Source organism: Paenibacillus taichungensis (assembly GCF_050994985.1).
Classification (GTDB): Bacteria; Bacillota; Bacilli; order Paenibacillales; family Paenibacillaceae; genus Paenibacillus; species Paenibacillus taichungensis.
On sequence record NZ_CP194720.1, the window covers coordinates 5,475,450 to 5,495,059 of the forward strand.

Sequence of the window (19,610 nt, forward strand, 5' to 3'; positions counted from 1 at the left end):
CCGGAGCGGCTCCTACCCCGCACTTACCCTTTAACAGATCCCGCGGTAATTCCCTGAATGATGTATTTCTGCATCAGCAGGAAGAAGATGATAATTGGCATGATGCCAAGCACCAGTGCAGGCAGGGCAAGATCCCATTGCTTCGTATATTGTCCGAAGAGCGCAAAGGTCGCAATCGGAATTGTACGCAAATTGGAGCTTTGCAGAATCAGGGATGGCAGCAGATAGTCATTCCAGATCCAGAGTGTATTCAGGATGATGACGGTAACATACATCGGCTTCATGAGTGGGAATACAATCCGGAAGAACACGCCGTAAGCGGAGCTTCCATCCACCCGAGCTGCCTCTTCAATTTCGAGCGGAACCGATTTGACGAATCCGTGGAACAGGAAGATGGACATCGGTGCGCCAAAACCGAGATAACAGATTATGAGTCCGAAGAGACTGTCGATCAGTCCAAGATTACTGGTTACGGTAACGAGTGGAATCATGATAGACTGAAACGGAATCACCATGGCGGCAATGAACACGCCGAACAAAATCCGGTTGAAGAGCGTATCGCTGCGTACCATTCGGTAGGCGGCCATGGAGCTGATCAACACGAGCAGCAGATTGCTGACTACGGTGACGATAAGCGAGTTCATCAGCGCTGAAGGAAATTTGATTTTCTCCCAGGCGTTTGCATAGTTGCCCCATTGGAACACCTCCGGCCATGCGGCCGAATTGGTAAGCAGGTCACCGAATGTTTTGACCGAATTGACAAACAGGAAGTAAAACGGAACCAGGAACAATAATCCAATGAGCACCATAACAATCTCAGTTACAATGGTACTGAAGCGGTAATTTTTTGACGTTTCCATCTATGCCTCCACCTCCTTGCTCTTCGTCACACGTACCTGAATCATGGTGATAATGGCAACGATTACGAAGAACACAAGTGCTTTGGCTGTACCGATGCCGTACCGATTATTCACAAAAGCCTCATTGTAAATATTCAGTGCTACCGATTCTGTTGATCCAAACGGTCCGCCTTTAGTCAGCGACAGATTGAGATCAAACATTTTGAATGACCAGGAGATTGCAAGGAACAGACAGATTGTGACTCCCGGCATAATGAGCGGGAAAATAATGCTGCGCAGTACCTGCCAGCGGCTGGCACCATCAATTTCGGCAGCTTCCAGCAGATCAGGTGATACGTTGGTCAAGGACGAGATGTAGATGACCATCAGATACCCTGCGGTCTGCCAAACAAATACAATGACGATACCCCAGAAGGCCGTTGGCTCGTCTCCCAACCAAGGGAGGTTGAAGAAGGACCAACCTGTTACGTCGCCTACTGCTGAAAACCCTTTCACAAATATGAACTGCCAGATAAAGCCGAGCAACAATCCACCGATCACGTTAGGCATAAAAAAGATCGTGCGCAGAAAGTTTCTCGTCTTGAGCGGCTTGGTCAGGAAATACGCCAGAAAAAAACCGATAACATTGGTCAAAATTACACCAACCACGGTGAAGCGCACCGTAAACCAAAACGCAGATAGAAACTTGGGATCATTCGAAAAAATTTGCTTGAAATTGTCGAATCCTACCCAATGAATGTTCGCCGACACCCCGTTCCAGTCGGTAAAGGAATATACCATGCCAAGCAGGAAAGGGACCACGATAATGAGAATAAAAAAGACGATGGAGGGACCCACGAACACAAGCTGCTGTAACAGCTGTGAAGATTTGCGATGCTTCATATCGTTCTCCCCTTCTATAGATGGATGAAATTGGTCTCTTGTTCTATTAAACCCCATTCTCGCACAGGGAAACACCGACCCTGGTGAACAGTTGGGTGTAAAATATTGTCCTTTCTTAACCTGCAACCAGAAGGGGTGTCACGATGTCAAAATACTACAGCATTCGTACCAAACTAATCGCTTTTATGCTCATTGCCACAACGATCCCGCTGCTGGCATCCATCAGCATGACGTTTATCCAGACCAAGACCGCCCTGCGTGAGCAGGCCGTGGCGGAGAACAAACGTCTGATCTTTCAGGCGTCTACCAATCTGAACAATTACGTGGATAACGTGGCAAGGGCTTCGCTTGCTGTGTACAATGATCCGAATTTCCTGCGAAATCTGGCGAAAATCCCTGGCGACTATCGTGCAGTTGCCGAGGTATACACCACTCTGCAGACGATACGTTCGGCTGTACCCGATGTATTCCAGCTGTATCTGCACTCTTTTGCTGCCAATCAATCGACATTAATTGCGAATCCTTTCCCGAAGCGGGAAGAACGCAAACAGGCCTACTCTGACTCACTTCATGGAAAATCGGACGAAAAAAGCCCGGATATCTGGGTCGAATCGGCGCACCTTAGTCATTCCTACGGCTTCAAGGCAGCGTCAGCGGATGATCCTCCAAGAACGGTGATTACCCTTCACCGTGTGATCAAGGATGTGCCATCGACAGAACGATTGGGCGTGCTCGCCATTGATTTGAATATGGATACCATTGCCGAGATCTGCAGCAGACTGTATGATCCAGCAAAGGAACAGATCTATGTCATCGACAATAAGAACCAGATCATTTTCGAAGGAAAGTCGGAAGTAACCGGAACGGATGCATTACGGCAGGAAGCAGCGACTGAGCTGAATTCAGCACGTTCCGGTGAAGGGACAGTACAGACCGCTGCAGGGCATTTTGAACAAGATCATTCAATGTATGTGTATCAACAGTTAGGAAGCCAATTTGCAGACTGGACCATTGTAAAACAGATTCCAAATGAAACGCTGTACGCGAGTGCCACCACTTTAACTTGGAATAATGCCATGATCGCTATTGCTGCGCTGTTATTAGTCATTGTGGCAACCCTGTTCATCTCGATCCGAATCACCGGACCGCTCAAGCAATTAATGCGTTATATGAACCAGATTCAGGCAGGACGCCTGCATGTGGATATCCGTTTAACGAGTCGGGACGAGATCGGTGTGCTGGCCCGTCATTTCCGGGATATGATGGATACGGTGAACAACTTGATTTTACGGGAATATCGCCTTGAAATTGCGAATAAAACGAATCAGCTCAAAGCGTTGCAAGCCCAGATTCATCCCCATTTTCTGTATAATACGTTGCAATCCATCGGTACACTGGCGCTTCAACAGCAAGGACAACGGGTATATGTGCTGCTCTCTTCCCTATCCAAAATGCTGCGCTATAGCATGCGTGACCAGACAAGGGTCACTTTGAACGAAGAAGCCGAGCATGCACGGCTCTATCTGGAACTACAAAAAGAGCGGTTCGGTGACCGCCTGGAGGTTGAACTGGATTTTGCCGAAGATACCCTGCGCGCCGAAATGCCGAGGATGACCTTGCAGCCTTTGATTGAGAATTACTTCAAGCATGGAGCGGATGTCCGGCCTGGCAAAGGCAGGATACGAATATCCAGTCAGCGAACGTCTGACGATTGGATTCAGATTCGGCTGGAAAATAACGGACCGTGCATTCCGGAAGACAAGTTGTCCGAAATACAGCGTTGGTTGCATCCGGCATCTATATCTTCCGAGTCCTCACAGGAACCGGACGAAACCGAGTCGATTGGACTGCGTAATGTGATGCGCCGACTCCAACTGAACTCCCCTCCGGGATACAATGCAACGCTTACGATTGGCAATCTTGAACCGAATGGCGTGCAGATCATAGTCAAAATATACGCGGGAGAGTGAACAACATGAAAGCCTTGATTGTCGATGATGAAAAACACGTCCGCGATGCGATTAAGCTGCTTGGTCAATGGGAAGCCGCAGGAATTGATACCTTGTATGAAGCGGCAGATGGTCACGAAGCGGTCGCTGCTATTACGGCTCATCAACCGCAAATTGTACTCAGCGATATGCGAATGCCTGGCAAGGATGGTATGGCTCTGCTTGAATGGATATCTGTTCATGCCCCGCACAGCAAGGTACTGGTCATCAGCGGGTATGATGATTTTGAACTGGTCAGACATGCGATTCGATATGGAGGTACGGACTACCTGCTCAAACCAGTCGAAGCAGACGAACTGAATTCTTCCTTATTTAGAGCAGTCGAAGCCTGGAAAGAAGACGATGCTGTTCGTGTGCAGTCCACAAGACAATCCATGGTGGTCAATCAGATGCGTCCGCATTATCATGACAGACTGCTCACAGAGCTTGTCGTTGGACGCGGAAGCAACAATACCCAATTCCAGCGGCTGCGGGATGAATTAAATCTGCCCAAGCAGATCCACAGTTGCAGTGTGGCAGTCACCAGCCTTTCCCATCTCGATGCTCAATGCTTGGCAAAGTATCGCAGCCAGCCTGATTTGCTCGTATTCTCTGTGCTAAATATTTGTGCGGAGATGTTATCCCCACCTGCCGAAGGTGTCGTATTCCGCCAGCTTGATCAGCCGGATGAAGTGGTTCTCCTATACTGGGGTCAGTGCTCGACACTTCAAAACATTCTTGAAAAAGTGAACGATGGTTTGGAGCAGACCATTCAACGCCGTCTTCATTTCGGTATCTCCAGCTGTGAGTTTTATCCTACCGGAACCTCGGGAGCCTATCAGGAAGCTAGTATTCGGTTGTGGCGACGCAATGCCTTGCAAACGAAACAGTGCATTCACGATGCAATGGAGTCCTCCAACGGAAACAAAGGGCTGCGGTTATCTACCTTTGAGGAGTCCTTACGACTGGCATCTATGAGTGGGCGCGCTTCCAGCGTGTCCAATGCGGTTGCAGAATGGATGGATCCCATCACCCGGCTCGATGTCATAACAGCGGAGCAGATACAGCAATGGATGGATGAAATGGAATGGATGATTGGCCGTTGGCTCGACGATGCCGCAGGCGCCCCACCGAAGGATGAAGATGAAGCGATAGATGAACAATCCATCCCATTCGCCGAGTTGCCTTTGGACCGTGACGGACTATTATCGCTGCCCTTGCTCCGCTCCCTGCTGGAACAGCGGTTGCTCGCAGCCGGAAAGGCCCTCACTGCACATCATCATGCAACACCGGACCCAATGAGTGAGATTGCACGTTATATGGATGCTCATTATCAGGAGGACCTGTCTCTGCAGCAGATTGCTGCACGGTTCTATCTGAGTCGCGAGTATATATCTCGCAAATTCAAACAGCAGTTCGGATTGAACTGGTCCGAGTATTTGGGCAAACTGCGAATCAATAACGCCAAGCTGCTGTTACAGAACCCTTCCCTACGAATTGCAAAAATCTCGGAGATGGTCGGCTATCAGGACGAGAAGTATTTCAGTAAAGTGTTCAAAAAAATGGAGGGCATCACACCGGGGGAATACCGTAAAACATTATCTGACGGAAATGCTTAATTGAGCCGCCGGATCTGTGGAAATTCGTCTAATAGAACGTGCTCGATTCGTTAAACGATAAAAGGGGCATCCCGTCATGTTCATGACTCTGGGAACAGCCCCTTTCCTTTTTACATATATGGATGAATCTTAATGGATACACCCTGACTTCTTTTCTAAAGGAATCAGCGATCCCGTAGTACGACGGAAGGAATAATACGAATATAGATTAATTCTCCCGCCAGCTCAACGATCGTCTGGGTTACAATCACTGCGGCAGCAAATGTGGCCCACTCTTGCGGCAATGCAAGTGCCAATGGCAGAACAACAAGCGAATTTCGGGTGCCTGCACTGAAAATAACGGCCCTGCCTGCGCCTGTGTCCAATCGGAATAGAGCCACTATGATTCGTGAGATGAGGGGCATAGCAATCAGAAAAATAATATAGATGGGCAGAACATCCACAATTACAGCAAAATCATTGTAGACCTTCCCGATTTGCGACGCGACGACCACTATCAAGGCCAAAGCCATCATGGGTACAGGCAGCCAGGCGGTTGCGTTCATCACCCGTTCTCCTCCGGTCTTGCCTTTGGTCATAACTTGCGTAAGAATAGCCAACAGCAACGGAATAACGATCAGGAACAGAAAAGCCTCCACGAAAGGCCCCACTTGCATGACCTGTGCCGCTTCCTTCCCTATGAACAGCCACAAATATACTGGCAATAAAACCATTTGTATAACAAACAGAATTGGCGTTGCAGCCAGCATCAGTTTCTCATTACCCCGACCCAACTGTGTAAAAACAATGACGTAATCAATGCAGGGCGTTAGCAGTACCAGATAAACGCCAATGAGCACGGCAGGAGGTTGCGGAAACGCCAGTGTTAACAACCACACGACCACAGGCACTACGATAAAATTAGCCACTAGCAAAGCTCCAATAAATCGCAGGTTAGATAAGGATTCTTTGAGCTGTAAAAAAGGAATCTGTGCAAACATGCTATATAGCAAAATGGCAAGCACAGGTGAAACCGTATAATGCAGCGCTGCCCCCCATTCAGGAGTGCCCAGCCCAATCGCTGCTCCCACGAATAGGGCAACGACATATAACCATGTTTGTTGTTTCTCCATCGTTTCTCTCGTAAACAACCTTCTTCCTCCTTCAAAGTGAACATATTTCTGCTTCAACCAGCGTACATTGAGACGTACTACAGCGAATAAGAGCGCGGCAAACCGCAGGGTATCCAGACAACGATCCTGTGAATTTTTTGCGGCTTCTTATTAGAATGCGAAAGAACTGGGTATATTCATTGTAGACTGACCCGTGGTTCATTCATTTTTGTAAAACCAAGGAGGAAACACAATGTCACGTAACAATCCGTACAAGTGGTTAAACGCGATTGGATTCATCGCTGTTATCGTAGTAAACTACCTTTCCAACGCGCTGCCTATTGGAGGCAGAACCAACAAGGAAGTATCGGATATGTACCCTGTATTGCTCACCCCTTCGGGCTATGCTTTCTCCATATGGGGACTGATCTATCTGCTGCTCGCTGGCTTTGTCATCTATCAGTTCGTTCCCTCTTCTTGGAAAAGGGACTCTATTACCCGCCTCGGTTACTGGTTTCTAGCAAGCTGTGCCTTTAATGTAGCGTGGATTTTTGCTTTTCAAAATCTCAAAATCGGTCTCGCCTTAGTCGTCATCGTTCTGCTTCTGTTGTCCCTGATCATGTTATATCTAAAAACGCGTGCAATCACCCTTCCCACAACTGCCGAAATCTGGCTCGTGAAGCTGCCGTTCAGCATATATCTTGGCTGGGTTAGCGTGGCAACCATTATCAATGCGGCTGTTTTATTATATAAAATCGGCTGGGATGGCTTTGGACTCAGTGAACCTACTTGGACCATCATCATGTTAATTGTAGGCCTGGTGCTGGCTGTACTGGTAAGCTTCCCTTACCGGGATAGTGTATACCCACTTGTCTTTACATGGGCATACATTGCCATCGCACTCAAACAAAAAGACGTTACCTCCGTATATTATACGGCAATTATCATTGCAATCGTGCTAGCCATTTATGCGGTATGGCTGTTCTTCGCCCGTAATCAGGATCGGGATTGACCCGCCTCTGTTCATAAAAAAAAAGCCGATTTCGGTCATCTGACCAGAAATCGGCTTTTTATGTAACTTTCCTTGCTTGGCAAGTATCAGTCTTCCCTATTTGAGGGCAATAACCTCGATCTCCACAAGTGCATCCTTCGGCAGACGAGCGACTTCAACCGCGCTGCGTGCTGGATAAGGCTGTTCGAAGAACGTGCTGTACACTTCATTCACCGGAACAAAATCATTCATGTCTTTCAGGAAAACAGTCGTTTTCACGATTTTATCCATACTCGTGCCTGCTGCTTCAAGAATGGCCTTTACATTGCTCAGGGACAAACGAGTCTGCTCCTGTACATCGGCTCCGAACTCTCCTGTTTGCGGGTTTAGGCCAAGCTGACCGGAAGTATAGATGAAATCACCTGCTTCAACGGCTTGGCTGTATGGACCAATGGCGCCTGGCGCCTGATCGGTAGAGATTGGTTTTTTCATGGATGAGTTCTCCTTCATGTTCGCTGTCCTGCCGCCGCGAGGAGACAAGCCTCGAACTCATTTTTGAAGCTTATTATACCACGATCCGGCCCAGGCAAGAAACGGCTATCCTTACCTCTCATTCCGATAGGGACAAACCATGAATTCTCAGGACTCATCCAATCCCAACACGTGAATAACGTCATTGGAATACACATGATTTCCTCTGGTTTGAACAAGTGCAATGTTCATCATGGCCCGAGCTATGGTTGAAGCCTGGATTGCCCGATATTTATCCACTCTGCCTTTCATCCAGCGATCCAGAAACTTCATGGCATGAGCTGCCAATTGCTCACCCAACCGTTTTTCTTTGCGATCTCCAAGGATTAACGACGGACGGAATATATGCAGTGAAACGAAACCGATAGCCGATAATGCCTCTTCCATCTCTCCCTTGGTCCGACTATAAAATATACGTGACTCGGCATCGGCTCCCATGGAAGAAATGACGAGCATTTGGGATACCCCATGCTCCTTGGCAAGTATGGCGGCTTTTACGGGGTAGTGAAAATCCACTTGGCGGAAGTTTTCCTGACTGCCAGCTTTTTTAATCGTTGTACCCAAGCAACAGTATAGGTCATCAACATCGCGAAATATATCTTTTTGCTCTTCAAGTTGTTCCCAGTCCACGACATACTGCTCCAGCTTTGCATGTTCCAATTCGAGTGGTCGTCTGACCAATACACGAATCCGGCCATAAGCCGGGTTCTGGAGCAAGCTGCGTACCAGTAGTCCACCCACAAGCCCGGTAGCTCCAATCACAAGGGCTTGCCGTTCGTGATTTTCCAAGTACATCCCTCCACATATCTCTATTTCAGAAGCACACGACGTCCAAGCGTAAACGTAAGAACCAGCATCGCTGCACCAACACCCACTTGGAAGCCATAGGCGGAAACCCAATTCATCGCTTCCGGCCAGGTTTCCATTCTCTCATACAACCAACCACCGATCAGCGGTCCAAGAAACGAGGTCACTCCGGTCATAGCCGAATACACGGCGACAAACATCGGTCTTTCGCTTTTTGGTGTATCTCCGATTGTGAAGTTGAAAGCAAGCTGGTTGAATCCACCCACACCAATACCGAGAAAAATATGGGATAAAAAAAGCGCTATCAAAACAGGCATAAACGACATCAATCCCCATGACAGACAGGAGAGTGCGATGATCGGTAATGTCCAAAATAATAAGGTTTTGTTGCTGAATCTCGCGTTCAGATTGCCCCAGATATAGAATCCGGCCATCATAACGAGTGTCTGCACCACGGTAATTATGGATACAGTCTGATAATTAATGTTAAGCAGGTCAAGCATCACGTAGGAAAATAGCGGAACGATCAACGTCTGGATCAGTAACCAGGCCGCGAGGAACAGTGCAGCCCTCAGAAAGGAAGGATCCTGAAACGGCTTCTTGAACATCCCCCAAAAAACCTTTTCAGTTGAACGTTCAAAAGGTACATCCGGGTAAAAGCAATAAATAATCGTATTAGCTATGGCGCAGATCCACACAGGTATGAACAGGATTAAGAAACCCATCTCCCCAGGAAAACGGTCCAAAACGATGCCTCCCGCAAATAAGCATACGCTTCCAAGTGCGTTCAGAATCGTATTTCGAATCCCGAAATAACGTCCTCTCACCTTGGCAGGAACGATATCTCCAATCAACGAGGTCCAGATCATACCACCAATGGTATTGGCTATGAATGCAACCGTATACACACCAATATAAATGCCTACCCACCACTCCTTGGGGAACAGGAACGGTATCAGTCCCGTCGAACTCCACAGGATGCGATGTATCCCCACAAACAATACAAGCATGCGTTTGCGGCTGCGAATGCGCTGCATCCAGTAAGCCGCTCCAATCTGAGCGATATTGACAAACGTCGTAATGGCGAGCACAAAGCCAATATGTCTTGACCCGGCCCCAAGGTACAGCAGAAATCCGGTTAAAAATGGGCCTCCCAGCAACGTCTGCAAAATAATTGCCGGTACACCCTCCCATGTTGCAATGGATAAATTCGTGCGTTGTGTCGAACCCTTGCGCCGTGGTTTGCCTGCAAACGGAGGAGGGTTAACGTTGACCGTCTTCTGTATGGGGATACACTCCTTAGACCGGGTTTCAAGTGCCGGTCGATGCTAGTTGTCACCCCAAATTCTACTCACAGCGTGATGGTTGTCAACTCATTTTTTCACGGTTCAACGGGAGATAGAGGTAGAAGGTACTGCCCTTGCCCTCAGCGCTTTCAAGTTCAATCGATCCGTCTAGCAATCTGGCCAAATCCCGACTGATAGACAGGCCGAGTCCTGTTCCCCCAAATTTGCGGCTAATGGACCCGTCCGCCTGTTGAAATGCTTCAAAAATGGATTGATGTTTGTCTTCAGCAATGCCAATTCCCGTATCTTGCACCGAGAAAACAATCCATTGGCTCAGAATACCTGACTTCTTCATTTGCTTGGTGCTTACGGTCAGTGTGACCTTCCCCTGATGTGTAAACTTGATGGCATTGGACATGAGATTACGCAAGATCTGTTGGACTCGTTGGGGATCAGACCATAGGGTCTCTGGTAGCCCTGGCTTCTTGTCCAACTTCAGCTCTACTCCCTTTTTCTCGGCAACCAACTGGAAATGAGCCATGGCATCTTCCGTGAGTTGTGCAACACTGATATCCTCCAAGACGATATCCAGTCTGCCCGCTTCCACTTTGGACAGATCGAGAATGTCATTGATTAACGTTAGCAACTCCTGACCAGAATGCTCAATCATTGTGGCAAAATGTACGATATCCTCCTGTTCCATCGTATCTCCGTTCTCGCTGATCATCTGAGCAAAGTTAATGACACTATTCAGCGGTGTCCGCAGTTCATGCGACATATTCGCCAGAAATTCCGATTTGTACTGTGAAGCAATCATCAACTGCTTGGCACGATCCTCCAGCACAATCTGAGCCTTCTGCAATTCTTCTTTTTGCACAGACAATAAACGATTGGTACTCTGGATGAGCAAAATCCGATTTTGTTCATTCTGGAAGTCTCGTAAAATAAATGCAAAAATAAGACTAAGCAAAATACCAACAGGAAGGGTATACGGCATAATATGAGAGAAAAAATATGTAGCCGGGATAACGCCGACAATAGCTATGTTCACACTATTGACCACATTTACAATCAATATGACGATAACACCTTTAATAATTAACCTATAGTCACTGCGTCTCATCCATATATTCAACCCTGCACACACCACGCCCAAAATGGACATATTAATCAGTGCAGCCACCGTAGCATCATTGATACCAAAAGTTAGCCGGGTCAGTCCAATCCCAACACCCACGATAATAACGCTATAGGGTTGTCTATACGTCAAAACGGCAACAATTAAAGGAACAAAACGAAGATCAAAGACAACTTCATCATTAAGCTGAAATCCAAATACCGTGCTGATCCAGCCTGCAAAAATAAGTACGAACAACGAACATATCTGTTTTACTCGTGATGAAGCTCGTATTACGATGTATTTATAGAACACACTAGCAAGGTAAGCGATGGTTATGAGCATCCCCATATTTAATACGAACATTTTTGAAAATTGCATTCACTCACTCCTGTTGTCGTGTATTCATTGACAGAAAACCTATAGTCCGTATACATCTCTATCATATCATGCCCATTCAACCTTCGACATTCCTTCGTCGTCAAAAAAATGCACAAAAATACACAAATCAGGATTCAATTTGTGCGCTGAACGTAGTAGAATATATTGTTGTTCGATTTTATTTGCTGTGATCCAGTTCCTTGCGAACCTGGATGAAAGGAGAAACGGTGTTGTGCACGTATTAAAAAGCAAATCCTACTGGCTGTCGTTAAGCTTGATGCTTTCCTTGGCTGTCATGGGGATGTTCTATGATATTTTGAATAGTCCGGAGCGCGGGTTCTATGTTCTTAATTCCCCGTTGGACCGGATCATCCCTTATGTACCTTCCATGTCCATACCCTATCTGGGTTGGTATCCGTTTGTCTTCGGCGTCTTGGCTTATTTATGCGCCAAAGATCGGCTCACTTATTATCGCGTCCTGTTATCCATGAACATCTGTGTCTGGATCTGTTACCTGATCTATTTTAATTTTCAGACCATGGTGCCGCGTCCCGAGTTAACAGGTACAGGTCTCGGCGCATCTCTCCTTGGATGGCTCTACGGCCAGGACCGTCCATATAATTGTTTTCCAAGTATTCATGCCCTTCATTCTTATCTGGTTATGCGTGCTGTTCTCTCCGTTCAGAGTATTCGCAAACATGTTAAGGTGTTAGTTGCTGCTGGTGCAGCATTAATTATATTGTCCACCTTAATGATTAAACAACATGTAATCTATGACGCCCTGGGTGCGGTCGTACTCGGCGAATGCGTTTTCACAATTATCACCGGGCTCTCGCTGCACCGTCGTCGCAGAAAGGAATCGAAGTGGACAGAGGGGATCAGCTGACCCCTCGCTCCGACGATTTCTGGAGATGCTGTTGCCGTCTCCACTCATCAATAAACAAACTTGCAAAATAGGGATCCCACTGGGTCCCTTTTCCTTCTTCCAAAATAGATAGCGCTTTCTCATGACTCATCCCATTCCGATATGGACGATCAGACGTCATGGCATCAAAGGCATCAGCCACGGCAATGATACGACCAAACAGCGGAATCTCTTGGCCTGCTATGCCATCAGGATATCCTTTGCCATCATATCTTTCATGATGAGACCTTACACCCGGTAGGAAGTCTGCCATCGCATCAATCGGTTCAATCTGTAACAAAATACTCTCCCCAAGAACAGGATGTGTGCGAATGATGGCGAATTCCTCATCGGTGAGTTTCCCATCTTTCAACAACACCTCATCAGGTATGCCGATTTTTCCAATATCATGCAGCAGTGCTGACTTGTATAACAGATCGGCTTGTTCTTCATTCATGCCACTCAGCTTACCAATCATTATGGAATACTCCGCGACTCGCATGGAATGACCGGCCGTGTATTTGTCCCGTGCGTCCAATGCAGCCGCCAGGGTGGAAAAATAACTTTGCAGCAACTGCCGATTACGTTCCTGCCTCATTTCCAGCCGATTAATCATCATATTGAATCCAGAGATGAGCGCAGAAAATTCGTCCGCGTACAAATCAGGCGTTCTTCTGCCCAGATCTCCCTCTTGAATTCGGTTCATCTCCTCAGTCAGCTCCGCAACCGGTCCGCGAACATCCCGAATCAGCAGCCAGCTTCCCACAAGGGCGAAGCCCCCGCCTAACACAACGATAAGAACTGCCCACAGAATATACTCTTTCGCAAACTCACTATCCATATACTGAAGACGGATCGATGTAGCCAGAAAGAACAGAAATAATGGAAATAAACCGATTAGCGCTGTACTCAGCTGAAATTTACGCTGAATGGACACCAGGACACGTCCTCCAAGCGATGGCTCCATGCCATGCTGTTCTTTGCCTCTGCGGCGAACTTCCAGCAGCAACGGTCGAACGGTCCGAACGGTCAGAAAATATTCAATCAGGGCATGCATCACAGCGATCAATAAGGCGCACGCAGCTGCAACTGCGACGTATCCATATGGGAATTCCAGCCATCCTGTAGAGATCATCCATATCGTCAATCCGGCAGCAGGTAAGGAAAACCCAAGCATATGCGGACCGAGAATGCGATAGATCGTTTTTCCCGGAAATCGGTGAATGCTTTCATACATCTTTGTCAATTCGGCCTTTTCATGATGCTCGGCGGCAAAAAACTGCCGGATGGGGCCAAGTTGAGCCCATAGCGTCATCAGTTCAGCAACAAGCATAAACAATAGTGAAATCAACACAATGATAATGAGTCGTACAAATTGAATGTTTGGTATTTGTAAGGTAGACACCATAACGACTGTACCTACCACAAAAACAGCTCCCAATGAACCGATAAGATAATTTCGCATCAGACGAAAGATAAATGAACGGTATACTTCCACCCTAACCCCTCACTCTCTAGCTGCAAACCAGTTCTCCCCATTGATGATGACAGAGGGAGATTAAGGGTACAGCCTCCTATTTGTTATCGGTTACTCGGACTGAAAAAATTAATTCATTTCACGGATGGGAAACCTCCATCCTGGAATGAACTATGAATCGCTCATTTAACTTATATGTACGCGTACAACCATACAAAAAAGACTGCTCCCCGTAGGAAACAGCCTGATATGGCAAGACATTTCTTATCCTTTAATCTTGGCAGCCAGAATCATTGTACCACGCGGCTCATCACCCATCGCATCCGGTTCAAGTGTGATGGCGACCGTGTCGTAATCGTTGGCAGAGTCTAACGTATAGTATACCGCTCCCGTTCCATTATGACTTAGGAAGGTCCCCGCATTCTGAGGTGTATCGCCCTTGATCAGCCAAACCTGGAACGCCTCATTCCCTTCCAAAGTAGGCAAGTTCTCCGCCTGTACGACCAGGTGAGTGCCTTTGCTGTCAATAACGATGGTAGCCAGACCTCGGGCCACAATGTCCTGTGTTGCAGGACTAAGCTTAACGGCTTCGCCTGTCTGCATTCCCTGTGCAGGCTGCAGGGATGAAGCAAGCTGCTCTTGCAGCTGAGCATTCTGTGCCTGCGCCTGAGCAAGCTGCTCTTGCACCGTCGATGAGCCCGCAGCTTGCTGCTTCAGCGAATCGACCTGGCCTTGCAGCTGCCCGGCGTAGATGCCGAGCACGAGCGCCGCTGCCGCGAGGGCTGCGCTCGCTATGCGCCAGGCGCGGCTGCTGCGCGCACGCGCGCGCCCTTGAGGCTGCCACGGCTGTGCCTGTGCAGCCTCTTCTGCCCGGGCTGCAGGCACCGCCGTCTCCGGCGGCAAGCCTTGCCCGGGCTGCGCCGCTCCATGCTGCGGCGCAAGGTCCCCCTGAAGCACCGCGGGTGCTTCAGGCTGCGCAGGAGCAGCCGCCGGCTTCGTTCCGGCGCTCTCCTGCGCATGTCCGAGCACGCTGCCCAGCACACGTGCTCGCATGCCAGGCGGCGGTGCAACGGGTTCCGCCGCGAGTGGCAGGAAGCCTGTTACTTCCTGCAATTCCCTCACCTCCTGGCGACAAGACTCGCAATTGGCCAAATGCGCTTCAAATGCTGCCACTTCCTCCGCTTCGAGTCCTCCCAGCACATACACCGGTGCCAGATCAGACCATTCCTCATGTCGTTCTATCATGGATGTATGCCCTCCCTTCCCGCGTCCGGATGCATTTCAGCATCGGCGAGCAGCCTCTGAAGCTGTCGCATCGCAAGCCTGACACGGCTCTTTACCGTACCCAGCGGAATCCCGAATCTGCTGGATACCTCCTGTTGCGTTAAGCCTGCATAATAGATCGATTCAATGACCTGTTGCTGGTCACCATTCAACTGGGACAAGGCCTCTTTAATTCGGACGCCTTCCCATTTACGCTCTATTTCTTCTTCTGTATTTGTATGTTCATCGGCATATGCCGCCAGTGTTTCGTTTTCCACTGAGGTCGTAGCTGCGCTTTTGGATTTTCGCCTCAGCATGTCCACTGCAATGTTGCGCGTAATGGCGAACATCCACGTGGTCAGCTTCCCCTGTGAGGCCTCATATCGTTCAGCATTGTTCCAGACCCGCAGGAATAATTCCTGGACAGTCTCTTCTGCTGTCATTGGATCACCAACGATCCGATAAGCAAAAGAATACACCGCCCGCTCGTAGCGGTCATATAAAAGCTCCAGTGCGGAAGCATCTCGCTCTGCAATCTGCCGCATTAACCTGCTGTCCTCTATTGGTTCAGTCATGCGAGGGCCCCTTTCCGTGTCATCCCTCTTATTATAACCTACGCAGAATCATTTGAAGAGGATTACCTTATTGAAGAAAAAATCTGAAATGTTTTCGCAATTGTTTTCAAAAAAAGCTTCAACCTTCCTTTATATTGCAAAAAATTACAGCCTGTGGTATACTCTAAGAGTTGGTATTTAAACAACCTCATATGATTTTCTGTCTTCTTTAAACCCCGGAATATTTTCTTCATGCTGCGACCGCAGCGAACATGCACATTAACCTATGAAGATTGAAGAACCTGAATCACAATAACCCGGTAGTACAGAGTTTCACAAGATGTTCCCATTCACACTGGCGCGGTCATCGGAGCCGCAAGGACAAAAGAGAGGTAGGGCTTTTGTTGTTTTGGATGTCACTTATTCTTGAGAAGATTGAAAACATACACAAAGCACCCGGAATTGGGTTCCGGGTGTTTTTCCATGTCCACTTTTAATAAAAAGATGAACAGACAGCCAAAAGGCGCCGATACAATCTCGGCGCCTTTCATCGGAGTTGTATGGATCAACTCCCTGATACAGTTGCTATTGTAAGATCTAGATAAACATCGTTTTGGAGATGATGACCAACAGGATGAACAGTACAAGAATCGTACCCATGGATCCCCAGCTTCCTCCGCTATGTCCATAGGAAGTTCCACAACCATGGTGATACCCATGCAGCACTGGAGCATGATTGGGATGATGAGCGTAGCCGTAGCCATACCCCGTTGGCATTGTACAACCATATCCGTACCCATGCATTTCATGACCTGTGTATTGGTATCCTTGCATATGCTCATACCCTCCCATATGTCCGTATACGTGTCCCTGTCCGTTCGGTGAATTCGGTTTTACTTCGCTCATTGTTCATTCCTCCTTAACATTTGCCTACACCCCTAAGCTATGTATTTTGCCTACCTCTGGACCGGGCTATGGCCCTACTTTGACAAAATAGGCGTTTTCACTATTCCTGTAAGCTTGTCCCCAAACCAAAAAAAACCCCACCGGTTACCCGGCGGAGTTCAAACATATTATACCCAGAAAGATTTAGTGATGATAACGAGAAGAATGAACAGAACCAAGATGGCACCAGTTGATGTCCAGCCGCCGTATCCTGTGCCTCCAAGTACTTCGCTCATGGAGATTCCTCCTTTACCAATGGTTTAGGTGTTAAGGGTCTATTAGATGAGGAATGCTTTGGAAATGATAACCAACAAAATGAAGAGAACCAAAATGGCACCAGTCGATGTCCATGCGCCGCCGTATCCACCTACAACTCCACTCATGCAAAACCCTCCTTTTATTTGAGGTACAGTTCACTATATGCAAAAGTCACTCGGGAGACCGGGCTCTTGTTAAAAATGGGCCAGGTTTCAGTTGAGGTATGACTATGAACCAAAATACACATCTAGTTTTCCTGTTGGCTGTGTTGTCGCCATCCAAACGGCGGCCAAGTTATCAGGTGACTGTGTATAGGCTGTGATATAGTCACCAATGAGCACTGTTGGTACAGGTGAATTCCCATTCGGATTGAAGGATGTCGTTGTGAGTCTTCTGTTCGTAAATGTCGCTCCCCCATTAGAGGACTCAGCTACATATACATCTAACAAAAATCCATTTATCTGGTTGGAATAATAGATGACGCGGATTACTCCCGTAAATGGTGATACGGAAATCGAAGGAAAGAAATTCTGTGATCCTACAGGTGCTCCCGTTATACTTACCGGTTCGCTCCAAAGCAAACCATCTGGCGATTGACACATGAGTACATCCGTATATCCATTTCGGGCGTCATTCCAGACTGCATAGACTGTCCCACTGTAGATACTGTTGGAAATATCTGCACCCAGACTCAGATTCGTTTGAACACGGAACGCATAATTGGGTACAGGTAAGGGAGAAGGTGCAGGTACCACCGAAGAAATTAGGGTCGACTGATTATTTACTGGAGGCTGAAATGTCGCACCTCCGTCGTAAGATATCCTTAACAAGGCATACGGGCTCGTTGGACCCGTGGTTATATACCCGGCATAGACTTCACCCGTAAATCCAATTGCGATTGCCGCCCGATCGTGGAAGCCTCTCGGACTGGAAATCCGGCTTGGCGATTGCCAGGTCGCAGCCTGATCCAGAGACTTTTGCAAAAAGATTGATGATGCCGCTGTTGCGAGCGGCGTGTATCCAACATAAGCATTACCACGATACGGGCTACCAGGTGTTCGATCACACGCTATATACGGTTCATCATTGTGAACGATGAGACCATATCCTCTGTTTACAAACACCGGGGGAGCCCATGTGAGACCGTCATCCATTGAAGTATAACTAATAATGGTCCCGTCATTATCCCCATTAAAAACATGAACCGTTACAATAAACGTACTGGGGAATGTGTAATCAATCGTGGGGGCTTCAGCTCCGGCGTAACCCGCAGGTTGAGGCAAGGTAGTCGTTGACCAGGTCTGCCCTCCGTCAATGGAGCGATATAATCCAGTAAGTGTTGGCCCAGTACTTGTATCGACTGCCACAACACACATTATATTGGGTAACAATTCATTTACTGCAATCGACGGTTCAAACTGGTTCCCACCCAATGCTCCTGTAATATTTACAACCGGCATTTCATTCACCTCCGTTATATTGGGGTTATGGAATATTTGTGAATCGGTCTACCCATACCATCTCCGATTGCAACACACGCTGCAGGATATTTCCGGTGGAGTCCAAACTGAATACCTGAATAACCGTGCTTGTTGCACTGAAATAATCGCTCTGAACCTCAAAATAATCTGCTGTGTTTAGCGTATATAACAACGTTCTAGATGCCTGGGGAGTCAATTGGAACAGATCATGACCAATAGGGATTCGGGTTGTCTGGGAAGTATCCCAGCGAAAGACCTGAAGCTCGATATTGGCTGGAATATTGAGAGAATCATTCAAACAGGTGACAATTAATTGAGTAGCTCGATCACTCCCATTAGGAGAGTTAAAGAGGAGACCTGTAGTGTAAGGCATTGTAATCCCTCCATTCCTCTATACATCTGCCGACAAAGGTTGTCAGTTTAATGTAAAATATGTAACCCCCAGATAAATGCCACGGCAAAACTCACGTATGTCCTACAAAAATCCGCCCTTGTTGATCCAATGAAATGCAAAAAACTGCAAGCTCCATACAATGGAAACTTGCAGTAATCTATAAATCTATTTTATTCTCTGTGGACTGCCACTAATTCGGACGTGTCTGACGGGATGCCAGTTTCTCCTGAACAGATTGCAACTTCTGCACACTGGAAGCGTCGGGTTTGTCACGACGATCGTCAATCTTGACAGAAGTGGAGACACGCTGGGCCCCGGATAGAAACGGAGCTTCGTGCAAGGCCGCAATTGCTGTAAATACTTCATTGAGCGGGCCTTCGATAATGGTACTCATGGAGGTCAACTGATATGTAATGCCCCGCTGTTTTTCCAATACTTTCTGCATGTCTGCCACATAACTGCTCAAGCTGGTCGTCCCGGTGCCAATTGGAATTACGGTCACTTCTGCTATTGCCATTTCGCTCGGCCTCCCTTGGGCCCCGCAAGATACCGGTGCCGCTCATTTTTAGTCGATTTTTGCCTGTTTTTATTCTACCAGTTGAAGGAGCCACAATTCAAACTGACGTGATAACGTCATCTGATTTAAACAAAAATTTTTTTTGATAAATCTTCAAATCTTCCAGTCCTTTTCCTTTGCGGAATCCTGGCTTAAATGGTATACTCGGAATTACGTTTTACTGTGTTGACCCTGTTTACAAACACTATATGTTGGGTTACAGTA

Annotated in this window: 20 protein-coding genes; 4 read left to right on the forward strand and 16 right to left on the reverse strand. The window is 47.6% G+C overall.

Going from position 1 to position 19,610, the window contains the following annotated elements; all coding sequences use genetic code 11:
* Positions 1 to 23 precede the first annotated feature (23 nt).
* Positions 24 to 860 carry a carbohydrate ABC transporter permease gene (locus ACR1R9_RS24620; protein WP_099858811.1) on the reverse strand — a complete coding sequence of 279 codons (837 nt, stop codon included), beginning with the start codon at positions 858 to 860 and terminating at the stop codon, positions 24 to 26.
* A complete protein-coding gene (locus tag ACR1R9_RS24625) occupies positions 861 to 1,742 on the reverse strand; it encodes a carbohydrate ABC transporter permease (RefSeq protein WP_076290579.1) in 882 nt (293 codons plus the stop codon).
* Positions 1,743 to 1,885: 143 nt separating this feature from the next.
* On the opposite strand from ACR1R9_RS24625, the gene ACR1R9_RS24630 reads away from it, so the two are divergent.
* A complete protein-coding gene (locus ACR1R9_RS24630; protein ID WP_099858812.1) occupies positions 1,886 to 3,712 on the forward strand; it encodes a cache domain-containing sensor histidine kinase in 1,827 nt (608 codons plus the stop codon).
* 5 nt (positions 3,713 to 3,717) lie between these two features.
* The gene (locus tag ACR1R9_RS24635; RefSeq protein ID WP_433922440.1) at positions 3,718 to 5,349 is read left to right on the forward strand and encodes a response regulator transcription factor; all 1,632 of its coding nucleotides are present in this window, start codon (positions 3,718 to 3,720) and stop codon (positions 5,347 to 5,349) included.
* Between the two features lie 164 nt (positions 5,350 to 5,513).
* Here ACR1R9_RS24635 and ACR1R9_RS24640 read toward each other — a convergent pair whose 3' ends face one another.
* Positions 5,514 to 6,461, reverse strand: a complete 948-nt coding sequence (locus ACR1R9_RS24640) for an arsenic resistance protein (RefSeq protein WP_076290743.1) — start codon at positions 6,459 to 6,461, stop codon at positions 5,514 to 5,516.
* Between the two features lie 232 nt (positions 6,462 to 6,693).
* On the opposite strand from ACR1R9_RS24640, the gene ACR1R9_RS24645 reads away from it, so the two are divergent.
* Entirely contained in the window at positions 6,694 to 7,452 is a 759-nt protein-coding gene (locus ACR1R9_RS24645; protein ID WP_175382131.1) for a tryptophan-rich sensory protein, read from the forward strand.
* 96 nt (positions 7,453 to 7,548) lie between these two features.
* On the opposite strand, the gene ACR1R9_RS24650 is transcribed toward ACR1R9_RS24645, so the two are convergent.
* The 4 genes from ACR1R9_RS24650 to ACR1R9_RS24665 form a co-directional block, all read right to left on the reverse strand.
* Complete coding sequence (locus ACR1R9_RS24650; protein ID WP_076290583.1) at positions 7,549 to 7,923, reverse strand: RidA family protein; 375 nt, start codon at positions 7,921 to 7,923, stop codon at positions 7,549 to 7,551.
* Positions 7,924 to 8,070: 147 nt separating this feature from the next.
* The gene (locus ACR1R9_RS24655) at positions 8,071 to 8,751 is read right to left on the reverse strand and encodes an oxidoreductase (protein ID WP_256716871.1); all 681 of its coding nucleotides are present in this window, start codon (positions 8,749 to 8,751) and stop codon (positions 8,071 to 8,073) included.
* Positions 8,752 to 8,771: 20 nt separating this feature from the next.
* Positions 8,772 to 9,929 carry an MFS transporter gene (locus ACR1R9_RS24660; RefSeq protein WP_256716877.1) on the reverse strand — a complete coding sequence of 386 codons (1,158 nt, stop codon included), beginning with the start codon at positions 9,927 to 9,929 and terminating at the stop codon, positions 8,772 to 8,774.
* A gap of 208 nt (positions 9,930 to 10,137) precedes the next feature.
* On the reverse strand, positions 10,138 to 11,553 hold the full coding sequence (locus ACR1R9_RS24665) for a sensor histidine kinase (RefSeq protein WP_076290586.1): 1,416 nt from the start codon (positions 11,551 to 11,553) through the stop codon (positions 10,138 to 10,140).
* 232 nt (positions 11,554 to 11,785) lie between these two features.
* On the opposite strand from ACR1R9_RS24665, the gene ACR1R9_RS24670 reads away from it, so the two are divergent.
* A complete protein-coding gene (locus tag ACR1R9_RS24670) occupies positions 11,786 to 12,439 on the forward strand; it encodes a phosphatase PAP2 family protein (RefSeq protein ID WP_099858816.1) in 654 nt (217 codons plus the stop codon).
* On the opposite strand, the gene ACR1R9_RS24675 is transcribed toward ACR1R9_RS24670, so the two are convergent.
* The 9 genes from ACR1R9_RS24675 to ACR1R9_RS24715 all read right to left on the reverse strand — a co-directional run bounded on the left by ACR1R9_RS24675 (position 12,432) and on the right by ACR1R9_RS24715 (position 19,346).
* Positions 12,432 to 13,955, reverse strand: a complete 1,524-nt coding sequence (locus ACR1R9_RS24675) for an HD-GYP domain-containing protein (RefSeq protein ID WP_433922439.1) — start codon at positions 13,953 to 13,955, stop codon at positions 12,432 to 12,434. The genes ACR1R9_RS24670 and ACR1R9_RS24675 overlap by 8 nt on opposite strands.
* A 243-nt stretch (positions 13,956 to 14,198) precedes the next feature.
* Complete coding sequence (locus ACR1R9_RS24680) at positions 14,199 to 15,179, reverse strand: anti-sigma factor domain-containing protein (protein ID WP_433922438.1); 981 nt, start codon at positions 15,177 to 15,179, stop codon at positions 14,199 to 14,201.
* Complete coding sequence (locus ACR1R9_RS24685; RefSeq protein ID WP_433922437.1) at positions 15,176 to 15,772, reverse strand: RNA polymerase sigma factor; 597 nt, start codon at positions 15,770 to 15,772, stop codon at positions 15,176 to 15,178. Before ACR1R9_RS24685 ends, ACR1R9_RS24680 begins: the two co-directional genes overlap by 4 nt.
* A 576-nt stretch (positions 15,773 to 16,348) precedes the next feature.
* Positions 16,349 to 16,657 carry a hypothetical protein gene (locus ACR1R9_RS24690; RefSeq protein ID WP_076290590.1) on the reverse strand — a complete coding sequence of 103 codons (309 nt, stop codon included), beginning with the start codon at positions 16,655 to 16,657 and terminating at the stop codon, positions 16,349 to 16,351.
* A gap of 167 nt (positions 16,658 to 16,824) precedes the next feature.
* The gene (locus tag ACR1R9_RS24695; RefSeq protein WP_217504721.1) at positions 16,825 to 16,932 is read right to left on the reverse strand and encodes a YjcZ family sporulation protein; all 108 of its coding nucleotides are present in this window, start codon (positions 16,930 to 16,932) and stop codon (positions 16,825 to 16,827) included.
* A 42-nt stretch (positions 16,933 to 16,974) separates the two neighbouring features.
* On the reverse strand, positions 16,975 to 17,079 hold the full coding sequence (locus ACR1R9_RS24700; protein WP_017690880.1) for a hypothetical protein: 105 nt from the start codon (positions 17,077 to 17,079) through the stop codon (positions 16,975 to 16,977).
* A 102-nt stretch (positions 17,080 to 17,181) separates the two neighbouring features.
* Entirely contained in the window at positions 17,182 to 18,414 is a 1,233-nt protein-coding gene (locus ACR1R9_RS24705) for an exo-alpha-sialidase (RefSeq protein WP_433922436.1), read from the reverse strand.
* A 25-nt stretch (positions 18,415 to 18,439) separates the two neighbouring features.
* Positions 18,440 to 18,808 (reverse strand): hypothetical protein, encoded by a 369-nt coding sequence (locus ACR1R9_RS24710; protein WP_076290592.1) that lies wholly within the window; start codon positions 18,806 to 18,808, stop codon positions 18,440 to 18,442.
* 211 nt (positions 18,809 to 19,019) lie between these two features.
* Positions 19,020 to 19,346: an MTH1187 family thiamine-binding protein gene (locus ACR1R9_RS24715; protein ID WP_076290594.1), complete on the reverse strand. Its 327-nt coding sequence runs from the start codon at positions 19,344 to 19,346 to the stop codon at positions 19,020 to 19,022.
* Positions 19,347 to 19,610 lie beyond the last annotated feature (264 nt).

What these genes read in the sequence shown, in the direction of transcription:
- ACR1R9_RS24620 (WP_099858811.1), bottom strand. Translation starts at nt 860, where the DNA reads ATGGAAACGTCAAAAAATTACCGCTTCAGTACCATTGTAACTGAGATT.
- ACR1R9_RS24625 (WP_076290579.1), bottom strand. Translation starts at nt 1,742, where the DNA reads ATGAAGCATCGCAAATCTTCACAGCTGTTACAGCAGCTTGTGTTCGTG.
- ACR1R9_RS24630 (WP_099858812.1), top strand. Translation starts at nt 1,886, where the DNA reads ATGTCAAAATACTACAGCATTCGTACCAAACTAATCGCTTTTATGCTC.
- ACR1R9_RS24635 (WP_433922440.1), top strand. Translation starts at nt 3,718, where the DNA reads ATGAAAGCCTTGATTGTCGATGATGAAAAACACGTCCGCGATGCGATT.
- ACR1R9_RS24640 (WP_076290743.1), bottom strand. Translation starts at nt 6,461, where the DNA reads ATGGAGAAACAACAAACATGGTTATATGTCGTTGCCCTATTCGTGGGA.
- ACR1R9_RS24645 (WP_175382131.1), top strand. Translation starts at nt 6,694, where the DNA reads ATGTCACGTAACAATCCGTACAAGTGGTTAAACGCGATTGGATTCATC.
- ACR1R9_RS24650 (WP_076290583.1), bottom strand. Translation starts at nt 7,923, where the DNA reads ATGAAAAAACCAATCTCTACCGATCAGGCGCCAGGCGCCATTGGTCCA.
- ACR1R9_RS24665 (WP_076290586.1), bottom strand. Translation starts at nt 11,553, where the DNA reads ATGCAATTTTCAAAAATGTTCGTATTAAATATGGGGATGCTCATAACC.
- ACR1R9_RS24680 (WP_433922438.1), bottom strand. Translation starts at nt 15,179, where the DNA reads ATGATAGAACGACATGAGGAATGGTCTGATCTGGCACCGGTGTATGTG.
- ACR1R9_RS24685 (WP_433922437.1), bottom strand. Translation starts at nt 15,772, where the DNA reads ATGACTGAACCAATAGAGGACAGCAGGTTAATGCGGCAGATTGCAGAG.
- ACR1R9_RS24690 (WP_076290590.1), bottom strand. Translation starts at nt 16,657, where the DNA reads ATGAGCGAAGTAAAACCGAATTCACCGAACGGACAGGGACACGTATAC.
- ACR1R9_RS24695 (WP_217504721.1), bottom strand. Translation starts at nt 16,932, where the DNA reads ATGAGCGAAGTACTTGGAGGCACAGGATACGGCGGCTGGACATCAACT.
- ACR1R9_RS24700 (WP_017690880.1), bottom strand. Translation starts at nt 17,079, where the DNA reads ATGAGTGGAGTTGTAGGTGGATACGGCGGCGCATGGACATCGACTGGT.
- ACR1R9_RS24705 (WP_433922436.1), bottom strand. Translation starts at nt 18,414, where the DNA reads ATGCCGGTTGTAAATATTACAGGAGCATTGGGTGGGAACCAGTTTGAA.
- ACR1R9_RS24710 (WP_076290592.1), bottom strand. Translation starts at nt 18,808, where the DNA reads ATGCCTTACACTACAGGTCTCCTCTTTAACTCTCCTAATGGGAGTGAT.
- ACR1R9_RS24715 (WP_076290594.1), bottom strand. Translation starts at nt 19,346, where the DNA reads ATGGCAATAGCAGAAGTGACCGTAATTCCAATTGGCACCGGGACGACC.